This window comes from Thermococcus sp. ES12 (assembly GCF_012027515.1).
In the GTDB taxonomy this organism is placed as follows: Archaea; Methanobacteriota_B; Thermococci; order Thermococcales; family Thermococcaceae; genus Thermococcus; species Thermococcus barossii.
Window position 1 is genome coordinate 119,083 of record NZ_SNUP01000004.1, and the last position, 17,435, is coordinate 136,517.

At 57.2% G+C, this 17,435-nt stretch carries 17 protein-coding genes; 4 read left to right on the plus strand and 13 right to left on the minus strand.

Features of this window, described 5'->3' with window-relative positions; translation table 11 throughout:
* Positions 1–123 precede the first annotated feature (123 nt).
* The 8 genes from E3E37_RS10075 to purD all read right to left on the minus strand — a co-directional run bounded on the left by E3E37_RS10075 (position 124) and on the right by purD (position 8,226).
* Positions 124–690, minus strand: coding sequence for a GMP synthase subunit A (locus E3E37_RS10075; RefSeq protein ID WP_088863912.1), 567 nt, complete (start codon positions 688–690; stop codon positions 124–126).
* A 9-nt stretch (positions 691–699) separates the two neighbouring features.
* Entirely contained in the window at positions 700–1,623 is a 924-nt protein-coding gene (guaA, locus tag E3E37_RS10080) for a glutamine-hydrolyzing GMP synthase (RefSeq protein WP_167717215.1), read from the minus strand.
* Positions 1,624–1,692: 69 nt separating this feature from the next.
* Positions 1,693–2,688, minus strand: a complete 996-nt coding sequence (locus E3E37_RS10085) for a formate--phosphoribosylaminoimidazolecarboxamide ligase (protein WP_167717055.1) — start codon at positions 2,686–2,688, stop codon at positions 1,693–1,695.
* Positions 2,685–4,826 carry a phosphoribosylformylglycinamidine synthase subunit PurL gene (gene purL / locus E3E37_RS10090; protein WP_167717056.1) on the minus strand — a complete coding sequence of 714 codons (2,142 nt, stop codon included), beginning with the start codon at positions 4,824–4,826 and terminating at the stop codon, positions 2,685–2,687. The genes E3E37_RS10085 and purL overlap by 4 nt, the downstream gene beginning before the upstream one ends.
* A gap of 4 nt (positions 4,827–4,830) precedes the next feature.
* The gene (gene purQ, locus E3E37_RS10095) at positions 4,831–5,502 is read right to left on the minus strand and encodes a phosphoribosylformylglycinamidine synthase I (protein WP_167717058.1); all 672 of its coding nucleotides are present in this window, start codon (positions 5,500–5,502) and stop codon (positions 4,831–4,833) included.
* Between the two features lies 1 nt (position 5,503).
* Positions 5,504–5,746 carry a phosphoribosylformylglycinamidine synthase subunit PurS gene (gene purS, locus E3E37_RS10100; protein ID WP_167717060.1) on the minus strand — a complete coding sequence of 81 codons (243 nt, stop codon included), beginning with the start codon at positions 5,744–5,746 and terminating at the stop codon, positions 5,504–5,506.
* A 10-nt stretch (positions 5,747–5,756) separates the two neighbouring features.
* The gene (locus E3E37_RS10105) at positions 5,757–6,899 is read right to left on the minus strand and encodes a formate--phosphoribosylaminoimidazolecarboxamide ligase family protein (protein ID WP_167717063.1); all 1,143 of its coding nucleotides are present in this window, start codon (positions 6,897–6,899) and stop codon (positions 5,757–5,759) included.
* Between the two features lie 10 nt (positions 6,900–6,909).
* Positions 6,910–8,226: a phosphoribosylamine--glycine ligase gene (purD, locus tag E3E37_RS10110; RefSeq protein WP_167717217.1), complete on the minus strand. Its 1,317-nt coding sequence runs from the start codon at positions 8,224–8,226 to the stop codon at positions 6,910–6,912.
* 106 nt (positions 8,227–8,332) lie between these two features.
* Here purD and purE point away from each other — a divergent pair, with 106 nt between their 5' ends.
* A complete protein-coding gene (gene purE, locus E3E37_RS10115; protein ID WP_167717219.1) occupies positions 8,333–8,764 on the plus strand; it encodes a 5-(carboxyamino)imidazole ribonucleotide mutase in 432 nt (143 codons plus the stop codon).
* A 130-nt stretch (positions 8,765–8,894) separates the two neighbouring features.
* On the opposite strand, the gene purT is transcribed toward purE, so the two are convergent.
* On the minus strand, positions 8,895–10,184 hold the full coding sequence (purT, locus tag E3E37_RS10120) for a phosphoribosylglycinamide formyltransferase 2 (protein WP_167717065.1): 1,290 nt from the start codon (positions 10,182–10,184) through the stop codon (positions 8,895–8,897).
* A 117-nt stretch (positions 10,185–10,301) separates the two neighbouring features.
* On the opposite strand from purT, the gene purM reads away from it, so the two are divergent.
* Together purM and E3E37_RS10130 are read left to right on the plus strand one after the other, a co-directional pair.
* Positions 10,302–11,303, plus strand: a complete 1,002-nt coding sequence (gene purM, locus E3E37_RS10125) for a phosphoribosylformylglycinamidine cyclo-ligase (protein ID WP_167717221.1) — start codon at positions 10,302–10,304, stop codon at positions 11,301–11,303.
* Between the two features lie 30 nt (positions 11,304–11,333).
* Entirely contained in the window at positions 11,334–11,495 is a 162-nt protein-coding gene (locus E3E37_RS10130) for a hypothetical protein (protein ID WP_167717067.1), read from the plus strand.
* Here the strand turns inward: E3E37_RS10130 and purC are convergent.
* Positions 11,482–12,174 carry a phosphoribosylaminoimidazolesuccinocarboxamide synthase gene (gene purC, locus E3E37_RS10135; RefSeq protein ID WP_305849825.1) on the minus strand — a complete coding sequence of 231 codons (693 nt, stop codon included), beginning with the start codon at positions 12,172–12,174 and terminating at the stop codon, positions 11,482–11,484. The two genes, E3E37_RS10130 and purC, sit on opposite strands and share 14 nt — an antisense overlap.
* A gap of 162 nt (positions 12,175–12,336) precedes the next feature.
* On the opposite strand from purC, the gene purF reads away from it, so the two are divergent.
* On the plus strand, positions 12,337–13,671 hold the full coding sequence (gene purF, locus E3E37_RS10140) for an amidophosphoribosyltransferase (protein WP_167717071.1): 1,335 nt from the start codon (positions 12,337–12,339) through the stop codon (positions 13,669–13,671).
* On the opposite strand, the gene fdhF is transcribed toward purF, so the two are convergent.
* The 3 genes from fdhF to pdxS form a co-directional block, all read right to left on the minus strand.
* On the minus strand, positions 13,634–15,655 hold the full coding sequence (fdhF, locus tag E3E37_RS10145) for a formate dehydrogenase subunit alpha (RefSeq protein WP_167717223.1): 2,022 nt from the start codon (positions 15,653–15,655) through the stop codon (positions 13,634–13,636). The genes purF and fdhF overlap by 38 nt on opposite strands.
* A gap of 73 nt (positions 15,656–15,728) precedes the next feature.
* Positions 15,729–16,322, minus strand: a complete 594-nt coding sequence (gene pdxT, locus E3E37_RS10150) for a pyridoxal 5'-phosphate synthase glutaminase subunit PdxT (protein ID WP_088863896.1) — start codon at positions 16,320–16,322, stop codon at positions 15,729–15,731.
* A gap of 32 nt (positions 16,323–16,354) precedes the next feature.
* The gene (gene pdxS, locus E3E37_RS10155; RefSeq protein ID WP_167717074.1) at positions 16,355–17,362 is read right to left on the minus strand and encodes a pyridoxal 5'-phosphate synthase lyase subunit PdxS; all 1,008 of its coding nucleotides are present in this window, start codon (positions 17,360–17,362) and stop codon (positions 16,355–16,357) included.
* Positions 17,363–17,435 lie beyond the last annotated feature (73 nt).

A 17,435-nucleotide genomic window follows, 5' to 3' on the forward strand; every position in this document is an offset into this window, starting at 1 on the left:
AGTTTTTGATTTTGCAATGCTTCTTAGTAACCAAAACGCTTTAACACCTTCCCCGGAAGAAGAGGACGGGATGATGACTGAACCCGTTGCCGATAAAAGATGAGGAGAGGCTCGACTAGCTGACTAGAGCTCGCCGCAGAGCTCCGCGAAGTTACGGTAGATATCCGCCCCGCGCTCGGTATGGAAGACCTCGGGGTGGAACTGGACGCCGTAGATGGGCAGGCTCTCGTGCTTCATAGCCTCGATCGGGCAGGTCTCGCTCCTCGCGAGGAGCCTGAAGCCCTTGGGTAACTCCTTCACCTCGTCCATGTGGCTCTCCCATACCTTGAGCCTCTCCGGAAGCCCACGGAAGATGTCGTTCTCCTCCAGTATCTCCACCTCAACGAGGCTGTACTCGGCCTTCTCACCCCTGCCGACCTTCCCTCCGAAGTGCCTCGCTATCAGCTGGTGGCCAAGGCAGATGCCGAGGATTGGGACGTTGAACTCCTCGTAGTGCTCAAGGATTGCCTCACAGTTGCCGGTCTTGTTTATGTCCGGTCCGCCGGAGAAGATTATGCCTTTGGGCTTCATCGCCTTTATCTCCTCAAGCGGCGTCGTGTTCGGGATTATCTTTGCCTCAACGCCAAGGTATCTCAAAGTCCTCCATATCCTGTGAACGTACTGCCCGCCGTTGTCCATTATGACTATCATGCCACCACCTCACTCGAACTCAATCGTTGCTGGAGGCTTGTTGGTGATGTCGTAGAGCACCCTTCCAACATCAGGAATCTCGCTCGTTATCCTGAAGGCTATTCTCTGGAGGACCTCGAAGGGAACGTTCATTGCGTTGGCCGTCATGCCGTCGAGGCTCTCAACGACGCGGACGGCGATTGTTTCCTTGTAGGCCCTTATGTCGCCCTGAACGCCGACGGTTTTGACACCGAGAAGAACGGCGAAGGCCTGCCAAGGCCTCAGCCCGGCCCTCTCGATTTCCTCCTCGACTATGGCGTTTGCCTCTCTAACGATGGCGACCTTCTCCGGAGTAACCTCGCCGAGGACACGGACGGCAAGACCCGGCCCCGGGAAGGGCATGCGGTTGTATATCTTCTCCGGGAGGCCGAGCTCCCTGCCAAGCTCCCTGACTTCGTCCTTGTAGAGGTCGCGGAGCGGCTCTATCAGCCTGAGGTTGAGCCTCTCAGGCAGGCCTCCAACGTTGTGGTGGCTCTTGATTTTGCCCCTGCTCTCAATCCAGTCCGGGGCAATAGTTCCCTGGATGAGAAACTGGGCGTCAATCTCCCTTGCGACCTCCTCGAAGACCTCGATGAAGACCCTGCCGATTATCTTCCTCTTCTCCTCTGGATCGGTGACCCCCTTGAGCTCGCTGAAGAACCTCTCGCCGGCATCGACGTAGTGCAGGTTGAGCCCGAACTCGTCGCGGAAGGTCTTGACGACAAATTCCGGCTCGTTCTTCCGCATGAAGCCGGTGTTCACGAAGACGGCGTGGAGTCTGTCGCCAATCGCTTTGTGAGCAAGCACCGCTGCGACCGAGCTGTCAACGCCGCCGGAGAGGGCTATTATGGCCTTCCCGTCACCGACCGTATTCCTTATCTCCTCAACCTTCTCCTCGATGAACCTCTCCCACATGAGCACCACCTTTTTGCCAACCATTCGGACGTCAATTTATAAACCTATCCGAGCGGAAATTAGACAGTTTCACGTCAAAATTTCATCGAGCCGATCCTCCTCCCGGGCCTGCCTCAGCTCCATCGCGATTCTCCTCCCCGTGCTAACGGGTTCGTCATAGCGGAGCCAGCTGTAGGGCGAGCCGTGGACAAAGGGGTTTGTTCCCGCCACTATCCTCGCGGAAATCTCGAAGACCACAAAGTCCAGCTCCTCGGTGAAGACCCCCTCCAGACAGAAGGGGCCCCACAGGCCGCCCATGAGCTCCTCGGCAGCTTTGACCGTCCTCTCGCCGGCCTCGATAATATCGATCAGCAGGCTCTCCCTCAGGACTATCGGGATGTTGCCCACCACCGTGTAGTTGGTGTTAATTTCGAGATCGAACTGCTCTTTGGCCGGGATCCTTCCTATCGCGTCGGCGTTGGACTCATACCTTCTGTCTATGCTCATCAGCTCCAGCTCGCGGTTGAGCTTCGAGTAGAAGTAGTGGGGATAAACCGGAACGCCGAGGACGTACTCCTGAATCTGAACCTTTCTTAGGTCTTCCTTGTCCCTGATGCCCAGTCGTTCCGCCTTTCTCCAGAAGTCCTGTGGGCTGTTAGCCAAAAAGTAGCCCTTTCCACCGCCCGCGCCGAAGGGCTTGACTATGACCGGCCCGTCTACCTCGTCCGGGTCATCGTAGACCCTCGGGAGGCGAAGCTTCGCCCTCTCGAGCCACTTCCTCTCGAGGTTCCTGTCGCTCTCCCACTTCAGGACTTCTTTGTTGCCGTAGTAGGGGACGCGCATTTTTTCAACAAGCTCGATTCCGAGATGGGCGACGAAGGAACCGGTTGGTATGACGACCGCATCGAGCTCAAGCAGCTCTTCCTCCGGATAGGTTCCCCCAATGAAGTAGTCCGCCACAGGGAAGTAGCGCGTGTAGAGGGGCTTAACGCGGGGGTTTCCAAAGGCTATCGTCTCAAAGCCCTCCCCCTTTGCCCCCTTCAAAATCTGGAGGGCAGAGTGTGAAGCGTAGGTCGCTACCCTCATTCCTCCTCACCCAGAAGCTTTGGCAGGGACTCATGGATTGCCCTGAGCTCTTCGAAGGGCTTCCGGAGGAGCTCCCTTCCGTCCCAGAGGAAGGCCGCCTCCTTTCCGCCGGCCCTTCCAATGACGGCGAAGTCCCTGAAGACGGCGGTGAGCTCATCGAGGTTCTCCTCCGGGAAGGCCACGATATAGCGGGAGTGACTCTCGCTGAAGGCGACCTCGACCGGGTTTGATGTTTCGGCTGGAACCTTCGAGAAATCCACCGTAAAGCCCGTGCTTCCTGCTAGAGCCATCTCCCCCAAAGCGACGGCCATACCGCCCCTGCTCACATCGTGCACCGCCCTAACGAGACCTTTCTGTATAGCCTTCAGAATCCCCTCGGCGTTGGCCCTTTCCATTTTAAGGTTTACACGGGGGGCAAAGCCGCCCTCGACTCCAAAGACCCTGTAAAGTTCTGAACCGCCGAGTTCAGGCCTTGTGAGGCCGACCACCGCGATGAGCAGCCCACCGCTCAGCCCCATCTCCGGAATTTCCTCAAGCTTTACCTTCCCGAGGCCGGCCACAACCGGAGTCGGCTTTATCGGCCTGTCAACGACCTCGTTGTAGAAGCTGACGTTGCCGCTGACGTACGCCAAACCGAAGGCTTTAGCCGCATCGGCCAGCCCCCTCACCGTCTCGGCGAAGCTCCAGTAAACCTCGGGCCTCTCGGGCGAGGCAAAGTTGAGGTTGTCCACCAAGGCCAGGGGTTCAGCCCCAACGCTGACGAGGTTCCTGACGACTTCAGCGACGGCACCCATCGCACCTTGGTAGGGGTTGAGGTGGCTGTGGCGGGGGTTTCCGTCGGCAACGAAGGCCAGGCCGTACTCGTCGTTGAGCTTCAGGACGGCGGCGTCTCTCCCGGGCTTGAGGACGGTCCTCCCCTGAACCTCGTGGTCGTACTGCTGCCAGACCCAGCGCTTGCTTACGACGTTCGGGCTGCTCCAGACGAGGTTGAAGGCCCTCTCGAAGGGGACGTCAGGCGTCTCAGCAGGCTTTTCGATGCTGTAAGGCTTCATCTCCCACTCTATCGTCGGCACATCTGCGAGGAGTTCCACCGGAAGGTCCGCTACCTTCTTCCCCATCCAGTATATCACAAAGCGCGGCTCCTCAACGACCTCCCCAACAACCGTCCACTCAAGGCCGTACTTCTCGAAAATCTTTCCGAGGGCATCGACGTCGGCTTCACTAACCGCGAAGAGCATTCTCTCCTGGCTTTCGGAAATCATTACCTCGGTAACGCTCATCCCCGGCTCGCGAAGTGGAACTCTGTCGGCGTAGATTACCGCGCCGAAGCCCTTCTTCCCTGCCATCTCAGAGGCGGCGCAGGTTAAACCGCCACCACCGAGGTCTTTGAGCGCCTTTACCCTGCCGGCGTAGACCGCCTCAAGGGTGGCCTCTATGAGCAGTTTCTCAGTGAAGGGATCAGGAATCTGCACCGCGGAGCGGTCTTCCTCCTCCGCGTTCTCGCCCAGCTCCTCGCTGGCGAAGGTGACACCGTGAATCCCGTCCCTCCCGGTTCTGTTACCGACAAGGATGAGTTTGAGACCGGACTCGGTGACGTAGCTGTGGACGAGGTGTTCCGGTTTCATGATTCCAACGCAGGCAACGTTGACGAGCGTGTAGTCCTCAAGGCTCTTATCGAACTCGGTTTCTCCTCCGACCGTCGGGACACCTATCCTGTTGCCGTAGTCGGCTATGCCCTTGACGACGTACTCAAAGAGATACCGGTTCCGCTCCTTCTCCAATGGCCCGAAGCGTATCGGGTCAAGCAAAGCTATCGGCCTTGCACCCATACAGAGTATGTCCCTGACGATTCCACCGACGCCCGTCGCCGCTCCACCGTAGGGCTCCACCGCTGAAGGGTGGTTGTGGCTCTCGATTCCGACGACTACCCAGGTCTCATCATCAAACCTGATTATTCCAGCGTCCTCACCGGGGCCCAAAATCACGTGCTCGTTCTCCGTCGGCAGGAGCTTCAGCCACGGCCTGCTCGACTTGTATGAGGCATGCTCGCTCCACATGACCTCCAGCATGGCCCACTCAAGCTCGTTCGGCTCTCTCTTCAAGCGTTCACGGATGAGCGTCTCCTCGTGCGGGAACATTCCATCACCTCCTCGCCCACTCCACCATGCTCCTGAAGAGCCTCAGACCGTCCTCGCCCCCCAAAAAGCGGTCGCTCGCGCGCTCCGGGTGGGGCATGGTTCCGAGGACGTTGCCCCTCTCGTTGGTTACGGCCGCTATGTTGAGAACCGAGCCGTTTGGGTTCGCTTTTTCGGTTACGTTGCCCTTTTCGTCGCTGTACTGGAAGACGATTCTGACCTTTGACGGGTCATCTGCGTAGTAGTTACCCTCCGCGTGGGCTATCGGCATCCTTATGACCTCCCCCGGCTCGTAGAGTGAAGTGAACGGCGTCTCTACATTGGCAACCCTCAGGTGCACCCACCTGCAGAGGAAGCGCGGTATTCTGTTCGGCCTCAGCGCCCCCGGAAGGAGACCGGCCTCGGTAAGGATTTGAAAGCCGTTGCATATCCCCAGAACGGGCCTCCCCTCGCGGGCGAACTCCCTGACCTCCTCCATTATCTCCTGGCGAGCAGCTATTGCTCCAGCGCGGAGATAATCGGCGTAGCTGAATCCTCCGGGTAGAACCACCCCGTCAAAGTCCTTGAGGCTGGCCTTGTACCAGACACGCTCGGCCTCTGCACCGGCCCTCCTTATGGCCCTCTCCGTCTCAAAGTCGCAGTTTGTTCCGGGGAAGACGATGACCGCGAACTTAACCATCTCAGCTCACCGGTTCGATGCTGTACTCGTAGTTGTGGATCAGCGGGTTGGCAAGGAGCTTTCTGCACATCTCCTCGACCTCTCGCTCAGGCTTCTCACTCTCCAGCTCGAACTCGAAGTACTTGGGAACGCGAAGGTTCTCCACCGCGTAGCCGAGGTTCCTGAGGGCGTTTCCTATGACCCTTCCTTCCGGGTCGTTGAGGCCTTCCTTAAGGCGAACGATGACGGTAACCTTCCATCTCATTTCAACCACCTCACGTTACCACCTTCTCAAGCTCGTCCAGCTCAACCGCGCGCTTTATCTCGAGGGCAATCCTCCTTCCGGTGCTCATCGGCCTCCTCCAGAGGGCGTTACCGTAGGGGTGACCCATCGCCATGTGAATGTTGGTTCCACCGCCCGTCCTCGGGGCTACATCGTAGATGTAGAAGTTGAGATCCTTGTCAACGGCCGTCTGGAGCGTGAAGGGCCCGATTATTCCGGGTGGATAGTACTCCTGCGTCGCCCTGACGTAGCGCTCGGCCATGTCGAAGACCTTCTCCAGAAGGCTCTCACGGAGCGTTGAGGCGGCATGACCGCAGACGGTGTATTCCGGCTCGAACTGGTGCTCTGGCAGGGTCAGCTGCTGGCTCGCCGGAAGCCTCACGTGGCCGTCCAGGCTCGTCTCGAAGCGCCAGTCGATTCCCAGGAGCTCAATCTCCTCATCTATCGGCGAGTAGAAGAAGTCGAAGTTGAAGACCGGGCCTATGATGTAGCGCTCGATTCTGGCCTTTGCCAGATCCTCCTCAGTTATGACGCCGAGCTTGATGAGCCTCTCTGACTTCTCGCGGAACTCCTTGTAGCTTGCTGCCGTGAAGAAGCCGCGCTCAAGCCTCTTCTTCGCGTGCGGCAGCTTGACGATGACTAGGCCGACCTCATCAATCTCTTCTGGGCTAACGGGCTCCGGATAGGGAAGACCAGCCTTCTCAAGGAGCCAGTAGTAGCTCTTCTCCTCGCTCCTCTCCTCGCTCCGAAGCAGGTTCCTGCTCCCGAAGAGCGGAACACGGAAATCGTTCTCCACCCTGTCTATGCCCGTGTAGACCACGAAGGAGCGGTTTGGCACAAAGATTACGTTCCTCTTTACCAGCTCCTCTTGGGTATCAATGATTTGGGCAAACTTCTCAAGGACTATAACCTCGTCTATGAAGCCCCTGGTTAGGTTATCCCTCGTCTTCCTCAGCTTGAAGTACTCCGCATAGGTCCTGTGCCTGCCCCTCTGGGCGACAACTAAAACTGGAAGGCCCTCCTCCTTCGCTCCATCGGCTATGTCCAGCGCGGAGTGGCTGCCTATAACGCCGACGGTTATCTTTTCAGGGTCGTATCTCTCAAGGACTCTCAAAATTTCCTCACGGCTTATCATCTTAACCACCTCAGCATGAATTCGGCTCGAAATCCTTTCCGAGGTTCCGCAGGGTTTCGATTCTCTTCTCAACGCTTTTCCGAGTCCCAACGTCTCTGCGGTAGAAGAGCTCTCCCTTCACGTAACTGACGGCATTCTGAGCTATCGTCTCCGCCTCTTCGAGAGTATCAGAGATTCCAACGACCGCTATGGCGCGCGAGCCGAGGAGCGTGAAGCTCTCATCGATTGAGGCGTAGTAGAGCCTTGCCCCGGCTTCGGCTATGGCTCCTTCGTTCACTTCGACCTTCACTCCATTCACGGGGCTGACTGGATAGCCCCTCGGTGCGAGGTACTTGACGACGGTGGCTTTGTTTTCAAACTCCGCTTTTCTCAGCCTCCCATCCACGATTCCCTCGGCTACCTCAAGCAGGCCCGTCCTGAGGAGCGGGAGGACGTTCATCGCCTCGGGGTCGCCGAAGCGGGCGTTGTACTCGATTATAACCGGACCATCTCTGGAGAGCATGAACTGGCCGTAGAGGATGCCCTTGTAGGGGATTCCTTCCTTCCTCGTCGCCTCGACCGTCGCCTTGAGCGTCTCCAGGGCCTTTTCGTAGTCCTCGCGCGTCACAAAGGGCAGCAGGCCGTTCGCGCATGAGTATGACCCCATGCCCCCGGTTATCGGCCCCTCGTCGTTCTCATAGGCGTGGGGGTAGTCCTGGGCAAGGGGCATCGGGATCACTTTCTTTCCATCCGTAAAGACCTGGAAGGTGAACTCGACGCCGTCGGTGCGCTCCTCGATGAGGACTTTGCCGTCCCGCCTGATGAGTTCCTCGGCGTAGGCTTTTGCCTCCTCGTTGTCCCCCAGCTGGTAGCCAACGACCTTAACTCCCTTACCGCCCGTCAGGCCAAGGGGCTTCACAACGACGGGCTTTCCGAAGTCATCCACCCAAGAGCGCATCTCGGAGACGTCCTCGAAGACGCGGAAGAGCTTCCTGCCGGGGATCTCGTGCCTCTCCATGAAGGCCCTAGCGAAGGCCTTGTTGGTCTCGAGCTGTGCAGCTTTCCTGCTCGGGCCGACCGCTGGAATCCCACTCTCTTCGAGCGCATCAACGATCCCCCTCTCCAGGGGAGCCTCCGGGCCGATGAAGGCCAGATCGACCCCCCACTTCTCCGCAAACTCAAGAACTCTGGGAACATCGGTTTCCCTGGCCAGGCCGTATCCCTTCGCCAGCCTTGCCAGCCCGGGATTTCTGTGCTTTGAAACGACGTAGAGCTCCGCACCGCCCCTTACGAGGGCCTCACCTATGGCGTTTTCCCTACCGCCGCCTCCAACGAGCAGAACCTTCATGAGCTTCACCATTTATTTGTCAAAAACTTCAGCTTTTAAGCTTTGTTTTTACATTAAAATGGCAAAATTTATAAAGTGCCGCGGACAATTTCTTTCGGTGAAGCCCATGAAGGTGCTCGTGGTTATGGGAAGCAGGAGCGACTCCCATATTGCGGAAAAGGTAACCCCGGTTCTCGACGAGTTCGGCATCGAGTACGACGTTGAAGTTGCCTCGGCCCACAGGAATCCGAAGAAGGTCGAAGAGCTAGCTAAGAAGGACTACGACGTCTTCATAGCGATAGCGGGCCTGAGCGCAGCTTTGCCAGGAGTCATAGCGGCACACACGGTTAAGCCGGTCATAGGAGTCCCCGTTTCGGCGAAGCTCAATGGCCTCGACGCCCTCCTCAGCATAGCCCAGCTGCCGCCGGGCATTCCCGTTGCAGCTGTGGGAATAGACAACGGAAAAAATGCGGCACTGCTGGCGATCGAGATCCTGGCACTCCAGAACGAAGAACTCATGAAGAAGCTTGAGGAGTACAGGGAAAGGATGCGGGCATGAGCCCGCATCGAGACAATCTCTTATTCAATCCCCACTTTATTTTAGAAACGTCTGATTTAAGCACACATTTTGGAACATTTCAGCCTTTTTAAGCCTTTCCTTCTTTCGTCGAACTGTAACAAAATGTTAATCAAATTATGTGTTTCCTCCTCTCATAATCCTGGGAGTGCCACTCTGAACTCCTGGTTCTAAGCTCAACGGAATGGGCGACCATCTCGGCGCGTTTCTTCGCTTTCTGAACATCCGTATCCCACGCTAAAGCGACACCTAGCCTTCTACCAGGGTATGCCTCCGGTTTTCCAAACAGCCTAACGGTAGTGTTGGGTACGCCCATGGCCCCTGCAAGACCCCTGAACCTCGGGGAGTGACCGGAAACGTTGGCCTTGATGACGTGTGTAGCGGCTGGCGTTAGGAGCGGGAACAGCCTGTAGCCTTCAACCCACTCGCCGGGTATCGGAAGGCCGAGGACCGCCCTGAGGTGGAGTCCAAACTCCGAGAAGCCGGTCGGGTGGGAGGCAAGGGTTACCATGCCCGTATCGTGGGGCCTCGGGGAGACCTCGTTCGCCCAGACCTTGTCGCCCTTAACGAACATCTCAACGCCGAACAGTCCGAGGCCGCCGAGAACGTCGGTGATGCGCTTGGCTATGCGGTAAACCTCGCGCTCGGCCTTCTCGCTTATCTCAGCCGGCTGCCAGCTCGAATGATAGTCGCCGTCAATCTGGTAGTGGCCGACCGGCTTCGGGAAGGTGGTAACGATCTCACCGTTCTCGTCGTAGTGCCTGACGGCAAGCTCGGTTATCTCGACGTCGAAGTCTATATGCTCCTCGACTATGATTTTCTCCGCGCTGCCGCGGGCCTTCTTCTTGGCCACCTCCCAGGCTTTTGGAACGTCCTCCGGTCCCTTCACGAAGTAGGAGCCCTTTCCAGAGGAGCTCATTATGGCCTTGGTGTGGCAGGGGTAGCCGATCTTTTCGCAGGCATCGTAGAGCTCGTCGAGAGTTGTTGCATAGGCGTAGCGTGAGGTCGGAACTTTAGCCTCTTTCGCGAGCGTCTCCCTCGTCCTCTCGCGGTGCATCGCTATCCCCGTAGCTTTAGCGTTCGGGACGACGAAGTAGCCATCCTTCTCAAGCTCGAAGAGGGCGTCAAGGTTTATGGCCTCTATCTCCGGTATTATCGCATCCGGCCTTTCGCGCTCGATGACGCTCCAGAGGAAGTCAGCGTTCTTCATGTCGCCGACGTAGGAGCGGTGAGAAACGTGCATCGCCGGGGCGTTGGCGTAGCGGTCAACGGCGATAACTTCAACTCCCAAGCGCTGGGCCTCGATGGCTATCTCCTTTCCAAGCTCGCCGCTTCCAAGGAGCACTATCTTCTGGGCAGAATCGGTCATAGCCGTTCCGAGCTCATCGCGGGGCTTAATCATAAGGATCACCTCAAGTTTTGACGTTAAGATGTTAAAAATTGCTTATATTTAAGTCTTTTTAAGCAGGAAGATGGCAAACCTTTTAAGCATGCTCGAGAACTATCGGCGGTGATGCTCATGCTGACCTACGCCCAGGCTGGAGTTGATGACGAAAAAACCTCCCAAGCGCTGAGGGGACTTATAGACCTCGCAAAGGCGACCTTCGAGTTCAGGAGAGGAAAACCCGGTGAGCCGAGAGGGATAGGCCACTACGCAGCTTTACTTAACTTCCGTGACTTCTACCTTGCCATGACGACCGATGGAGTTGGAACAAAAGTGCTCGTTGCCGAGGCCGTTGGGAAGTTCGACACGATGGGGATAGACATGATAGCCATGAACGTGAACGACCTGCTCTGCGTTGGGGCGGAGCCCATAGCGCTGGTCGATTACCTTGCCGTAAAGGAGCCTGACGAGAAGGTTTTTGAGGAAATAGCAAAGGGCCTCCACGAGGGGGCGAGACAGGCGGGAGTGGCGATAGTCGGCGGGGAAACGGCGGTTATGCCCGATTTGATAAACGGCTTCGATTTGGCGGGAACCGCCATCGGCGTGGTGGATAGAGAGAAGGTCATCACGGGTGAGAAGATAAGGCCCGGCGATGCCGTTATTGGCATAGCGAGTTCGGGAATCCACTCCAACGGCCTCACGCTGGCTAGAAAACTCCTCATCCCGAAGTACGGCCTCGACTACGAGTACGAGGGCAGGAAACTCTGGGAGTGGCTCCTGGAGCCGACGAGGATTTACGTGAGGGCAGTTCTTGAGCTGCTGGAAAGCGTTGAGGTTCACGGGTTAGCACACATAACCGGGGGCGGGCTGACCAACCTCAAGCGCCTCACGGGCTACGGCTTCAGGCTGAAGATGCCACCCATTGATGGCATATTCAAGCTCGTCCACGAGAACGGCGTCCCCCTGGAGGAGATGTTCAGGGTTTTCAACATGGGCGTTGGCATGATAGCGATAGTCCCGCCGAAGGAGAAAGAAGAAGCCCTCGATATTCTCGGCAAACACTTTGAGAGCTTTGAGCTGGGGACGGTCAGGGAGGAGCGGGGGATAATCGTTGAGAACTACGGGGTAAGGCTTTAAGCCCCTCCCCCAACTTTTTTCGGTGGTCCCATGGAGCTAACCGTAAAGAAGAAGGCATTCCTTGAGAACCTGCTGGAGCTGGTGGAAAAGGCCGTAAGCGAGTACGGAATCCGGCTGAGGAAAATAGTGGTGGAGGAAGACGAAAAGGGCTGTTACACCGTCTGGATAACCTACGAGGCTAAGCCCCCGTAAGCCTCCTGTACAGCTCCTCGTAGGCGTTGATGAGGTCGCCCCTGTCGAAGCGGAAAACGTCCTTGTCGAGGCTCTCCTTTGTCTCCGCGTCCCAGAAGCGGCAGGTGTCCGGGCTTATCTCGTCGCCGAGCACTATCTCGCCCCTCCCGTTTTTGCCGAACTCCAGCTTGAAGTCGACCAGTATGATTCCACGCTCGGCAAAGTACTCCCTCAGGACATCGTTAACCTTAAGGGCAATGCGCTCCATCTCCCTAATCTCCTCCTCGCTCACGCCAAGAATCTTTGCGTGGTGGTGGTTTATCATCGGGTCGCCGAGGCTGTCGTCCTTGTAATAGAGCTCGACTATTGGCTCCGGCAGCTCGGTTCCCTCCTCAAGCGGAAGGCGCTTCTTAAGGCTGCCGGCAACGACGTTCCTGACGACAACTTCAAGCGGGTACATTTCAAGCCTCTCAACGATGAGCCTGTTCTCACCGGCGACGCCTATGAAGTGGGTCTTAACCCCCTTCTCCTCTAAAACCTTGAAGAGAACCGCGCTTATCTGGGCGTTGAGCCAGCCCTTCCCCTTGAACTGGGCCTTCTTCTTGCCGTCGAAAGCTGTAGCATCGTCCTTGAACTCCATTATGACCTTTCCATCATCGAGCGGGATAATTTTTTTCGCCTTACCTTCATAAACCTGCATGGGCTTCACCATGTTTGTGTAAAATTTTAGGCTATTTAAGGGTTATTTTATCATAAAAATGGCAAACAATGGGCAAAGCTTTTAAACACGGGGAGCTAAAATACTGCCGTCAGATTCCAGTTTAATTAACGTGTTTAAGTTAATTGCACGGCGGGATTCATCATGAGGGAGAAGTGCGGGGTCTTCGCAGCAAAAACCGAAAACGCAGCAAGGAAGGCCTACTACGCGCTCATAGCCCTCCAGCACAGGGGACAGGAGAGCGCCGGGATAAGCGTGTGGAAGCACCGCATACGGACGGTGACGGGGAGAGGACTCGTCTCAGAGGTCTTCAGGAACGGCGAGCTGGCAAAGCTCAAATCCAGCACGGCGATAGCCCACGTCCGATATTCAACCTCCGGTTCACTGACCGAAACCCAGCCGCTCGAGGCAGTCTGCTGCGGGAAGAGGGTAGCCGTTGCCCACAACGGAACCCTCACTAACTTCCTTCCCCTCAGGAGACACTATGAAAAGCTGGGCCTTAAGTTCGGCCATTCAGTTGACTCCGAAGTTCTCGGCGTTTCTTTCCTCTGGCATCTGAGGGAGACAGGCGATGAGTTCGAGGCGATGCGGGAGGTTTTTAACGAGGTCAAAGGCGCCTACTCCGTTGCGTTCCTCTTCGATGGGAAGATAATCGTCGCAAGGGACCCCGTGGGATTTCGCCCGCTGAGTTATGGAAACGGAGACGGCCACTACTTCGCCTCAGAGGACTCAGCGCTGAGGCTCTTCGTTGATGATGTGAGGGACGTGAAGCCCGGGGAGGTCTTTCTGGTCTCGGAAGACGGGGTTGAGAGCAAGGTTTTGGCCAGAGAGAGCCACCATCACTGCGTTTTTGAATACATATACTTCGCCCGCCCGGACAGCACCATAGACGGGGTCAACGTGTACAGCGCCAGGGTCAGGATGGGACGGGAGTTGGCAAAGGAGAGCCCGACAGATGGGGACGTCGTTATAGCCGTTCCTGACTCCGGGAGGGCGGCAGCGCTTGGCTTCTCCCAGGTCAGCGGGATTTCCTACTCCGAGGGGCTGATAAAGAACCGCTACATAGGGCGGACGTTCATAACCCCCGGCCAGTTCTACCGTGAGCTGAAAGTCAAGCTCAAGCTCTCCCCGGTGAGGGAAGTCGTTGAGGGGAAGAGCGTCGTGCTGGTCGATGATTCAATCGTCAGGGGGACGACCATGAAGCGCATCGTCGCCATGCTGAGGGGGGCGGGCGCGAGAGAGGTGCACGTGAGGATCGCCTCACCCCCGATAAGGCATCCCTGCTACATGGGGGTGGACATCCCGACGAGACACGAGCTCATAGCGGCCTTTGGAAGTGTCGAGAATGTGAGAAAAACCATAGGCGCCGACAGTTTGGCTTACCTCAGCGTCGATGGGCTGAAAAAGGCCGTGGGGAGGAGAGACCTCTGCCTTGCCTGTCTCACCGGCGAGTATCCGGAGTGGGCCTTCCGCTTCTGAGCTTTCTCACTTTAGCTGCCGAGAACTTGAACTCCGGCGTTCCGGCCTTGTTCAGTGCCTCGCTCGTCAGCCTGTTGGCCTTGAAGTGGAATGGAACCGCCACAACTCCTGGAGGAACCTTCCCCAGTTTCACCCTCATGCGCACCCTGCCGCGCCTCGTTTCTATCTCCACCCAGTCCCCGTCGTCGATGCCGAGCTTCCGGGCGTCCATGGTGTTCATAAAGACCTTGGGCTCACCCATAAACCGGACCAGCGAGGGGCTCCTCAGCGTCATCTCGCCGGTGTTGTAGTGGCTTATGAGCCTGACCGTCGTCAGGATGAAGGGATACTCGGAATCCGGCTTCTCCCACGGCGATATCCTCTCCACCGCTATGAGCCGGGCCTTTCCGTCGGGGGTTGAGAACTCCCATGTGTGAAGCCTCTTCCTCGGCAGGAAGATGCCCTCCCCGGTCTTCAGCTCCTCGACACTCCTGTCCTCCAGCTCGGGGAACAGGCGGAAGTACTCGGCGGTTATCTCCTCAAGACTCGCGTAGTCAAACCCCGGAAGTCCCAAGGCTCTGCCGAGCATCGTCAGAATCTCCCAGTCGGGCTTTGAATCCCCCAGAGGCTCACAGACCTTGTGGCTCCACTGGATTCTCCTCTCGCTGTTCATGTAGGAGCCGTCCTTCTCGCAGAAGGCACTGGCCGGAAGGATGTAGTGGGCATAGCGGGCAGTTCTCGTCATGAAGATGTCCTGGACGACGAGCAGGTCGAGCTTTCTCAGCGCTTCTCTAACGCGGGCAAAGTTAGCCTCGCTGACGGCGGGGTTCTCACCGACGATGTAGAGCGCCCTGACGTCGCCGTTCTCGATGGCCTCCCAGAGCTCGGTGAGGTAGAGACCGCGCTCCGTTGGGAGGTCTTCCACGCCCCATATCTTCGCCACGCGCTTCCTGAAGCGCTCGTCCCTCAGCGGAACGTAGCCGGGCAGGAACTCACTGAGGGCACCCATGTATGCAGCGCCTTGGACGTTGTTCTGCCCGCGCATGGGATAGAGGCCGCCGCGTTCACCTATGTGCCCTATGAGCAAAGCGAGGTCTATGACGGCCAGAACGTTCTCCACTCCAGAAACGTGCTGGGTGAGGCCCATCCCCCACATTATCGCACCGCTCCCCGCGAGGGCAAACTCCCGTGCAACTTTTCGAATCGTCTCCCCCGGAATTCCCGTGACCTTCTCGGCGTACTCGGGTGTGTACTTCCTCACGGCCATCCTTATCTCGGAGAAGCCCGTTGTCCGCGTCCTTATGAACTCGTCATCGTAGAGCTCCTCCCTGATTATCACGTGCATCATTGCGTTGGCAAGGGCTATGTCGGTTCCGGGCTTGATCACCAGCCCGTAGTCGGCGAAAGCCATGCTCGTGGTTTCTCTCACGTCCACCACGATTATCTTCGCTCCGTTCTTCTTCGCACGGCTGATGTAGTCCATGACAACGGGGTGGGTCTCGGCCGGGTTGTAGCCCCAGATTAGTATAACCCCGAATCTCTCCAGGTCTTCGTAGGGGTTGGTCTGCGCCCCGGTACCCACCGCCATCTTGAGCGCGTGAACGCTCGCCTCATGACACAGCCTCGCGCAGTTGTCGATGTTGTTGGTGCCAAAGAGCCTCGCTATCTTCTGGAGGAGGTAGTTCTCCTCGTTGCTGACCTTGGAGGAGGCTATGAACGCAACGGCATCTGGGCCGTAGAGCTCCCTGATTTCCAGAAGGCGGTTGGCTATCTCATCAATCGCCTGCCCCCAGCTTATCGGCCTTATCCTGGCCCCTTCACGCCTCAGGGGGCGCTTGAGTCTGTCCCCCGAGAGAACAAATTCGGTTGCATGGAGTCCCTTGGGGCACAGCTTTCCCCGGTTCGGCTCACCTTTATACGGCTTTACCCTCATCGTCCTGGGGTCGACGAGAAGCCTGCAGCCAAAGCCGCAGTAGGGACACACGACCGTCTTGAGCTCGCTCACACTACCACCTATGAACAGATACACGGCAAAAATAAAAAGCTTTCCCGATAAAATTGATGAAAAAATGTTCAAACTAAAGGGCCTTACGCAGGAAATGCTCGTGCAGCCTCACGTCTTCGGTTAACTCAGGATGAAACGCTAAGCCCATGATGTTCCCCTGCTCTACGCCAACGACCTCATCGCCGTGCCAGGCTATGGGCTTGACCTTATCGCCCAGAAGCTCGACTATCTTTGGAGCGCGGATGAAGACACCCGGGAACGGTTCATCGCTGAAGGACAGCTTTAAGGGGGCTTCGAAACTGTCCACCTGCCTGCCGTAGGCGTTTCTGTTAACCCTGACGTCGAGGAGCCCCAGAAAGCGCTGTCCCTCAACGGCTCCCTCGACCTCCTTTGCGAGGAGGATTAAACCGGCACAGGTGCCCATTATTGGAAGCCCTTCCCCACCGAGCTTCCTAACCGGCTCAAAGAGACCGTTCCTCTGCATCAGCCTAGATATGGTCGTGCTCTCCCCGCCAGGCAGGATTATCGCGTCAATGGCATTCAATTGCTCGGGCCTCCTCAGCCAGAATGCCTGCCCCTCGACGCCGAGCCTCTCGAAGGCCCTCTTCACCGCCTCGATGTGCTCGCTAACCGCCCCCTGAACACCGATAACTCCGACTTTGAGCACCTTCTCCCCCCCAGAAATAGAGAAAGAAAAGCTCAGACGCCCCTCTCCTCGAGGAGGACCTCGAGCTCCTCAATCTCCAGGCCCTTCATGGGTTCGCCGATCTCTTTGCTTATCTCGGCTATAACGTCCGGCTCGTCCCAGTGGTTAACGGCCTCGACTATTGCCCTGGCCATCTTTTCCGGATTGGAGCTCTTGAAGATGCCTGAACCAACGAAGACGCCGTCCATACCCATCCCCATCATCAGGGCAGCATCGGCTGGAGTGGCGACTCCTCCGGCGGCGAAGTTAACCACAGGCAGCCTTCCGAGCTTCTTTATTTCCAGGAGAATCTTGTAGAGGCCGTCAACTATCTCGCGGTAGGTGTAGTGGCCGTAAACGGGCTCGTTCTCAAGGACCTGCTCCGGCAGGCCGCTTATCTCCCTTATCTGCCTGGCCAGCCTGAGGTACGGCTCGGCGAACTTTTCAGCCACGGCATAAACCTGCTCGTCCGTCATGCGCTGGATGAGCCTTATGTTGTCGGCGACGAGCCTAACGTGTCTGACTGCCTCGACGATGTTGCCGGTTCCGGCCTCCCCCTTGGTTCTTATCATGGCGGAGCCTTCCCATATCCTTCTGACGGCCTCCCCGAGATTCCTTGCTCCACAGACGAAGGGGACGTTGAACTCGCGCTTGTCTATGTGGAAGAACGGGTCCGCTGGAGTTAATACTTCGCTCTCGTCTATCATGTCCACACCGAGCGCCTCAAGGACTCTAGCCTCGGCGACGTGGCCTATCCTGACCTTAGCCATGACAGGAATCGTCACCGCGTCCATTATCTCCTGGATCTTCTCTATCGGAGCCATCCTGGCAACGCCGCCAGCCTTCCTGATATCGGCCGGAACTTTGTGAAGAGCCATGACAGAAACTGCACCGGCCTCTTCCGCAATCCTCGCCTGCTCGGCGTTGGTGACGTCCATTATGACGCCGCCCTTAACCATCCTGGCAAAACCGCGCTTCAGCCTCTCCGTGCCCTTAGCCTCAATAACGTGGAGCCTTTCCATACCCACCACCATTTCAAGTTTTGACTTGCAATACTATTCAAGAAAAAACTTGAATATAAGCCTTGCCGCGGAG

Excerpts from the sequence above, each read along its gene's own strand:
- E3E37_RS10075 (WP_088863912.1), bottom strand. The coding sequence starts at position 690 with ATGATAGTCATAATGGACAACGGCGGGCAGTACGTTCACAGGATATGG.
- guaA (WP_167717215.1), bottom strand. The coding sequence starts at position 1,623 with ATGTGGGAGAGGTTCATCGAGGAGAAGGTTGAGGAGATAAGGAATACG.
- E3E37_RS10085 (WP_167717055.1), bottom strand. The coding sequence starts at position 2,688 with ATGAGGGTAGCGACCTACGCTTCACACTCTGCCCTCCAGATTTTGAAG.
- purL (WP_167717056.1), bottom strand. The coding sequence starts at position 4,826 with ATGTTCCCGCACGAGGAGACGCTCATCCGTGAACGCTTGAAGAGAGAG.
- purQ (WP_167717058.1), bottom strand. The coding sequence starts at position 5,502 with ATGGTTAAGTTCGCGGTCATCGTCTTCCCCGGAACAAACTGCGACTTT.
- purS (WP_167717060.1), bottom strand. The coding sequence starts at position 5,746 with ATGAGATGGAAGGTTACCGTCATCGTTCGCCTTAAGGAAGGCCTCAAC.
- E3E37_RS10105 (WP_167717063.1), bottom strand. The coding sequence starts at position 6,899 with ATGATAAGCCGTGAGGAAATTTTGAGAGTCCTTGAGAGATACGACCCT.
- purD (WP_167717217.1), bottom strand. The coding sequence starts at position 8,226 with ATGAAGGTTCTGCTCGTTGGAGGCGGCGGTAGGGAAAACGCCATAGGT.
- purE (WP_167717219.1), top strand. The coding sequence starts at position 8,333 with ATGAAGGTGCTCGTGGTTATGGGAAGCAGGAGCGACTCCCATATTGCG.
- purT (WP_167717065.1), bottom strand. The coding sequence starts at position 10,184 with ATGATTAAGCCCCGCGATGAGCTCGGAACGGCTATGACCGATTCTGCC.
- purM (WP_167717221.1), top strand. The coding sequence starts at position 10,302 with ATGCTGACCTACGCCCAGGCTGGAGTTGATGACGAAAAAACCTCCCAA.
- E3E37_RS10130 (WP_167717067.1), top strand. The coding sequence starts at position 11,334 with ATGGAGCTAACCGTAAAGAAGAAGGCATTCCTTGAGAACCTGCTGGAG.
- purC (WP_305849825.1), bottom strand. The coding sequence starts at position 12,174 with ATGCAGGTTTATGAAGGTAAGGCGAAAAAAATTATCCCGCTCGATGAT.
- purF (WP_167717071.1), top strand. The coding sequence starts at position 12,337 with ATGAGGGAGAAGTGCGGGGTCTTCGCAGCAAAAACCGAAAACGCAGCA.
- pdxS (WP_167717074.1), bottom strand. The coding sequence starts at position 17,362 with ATGGAAAGGCTCCACGTTATTGAGGCTAAGGGCACGGAGAGGCTGAAG.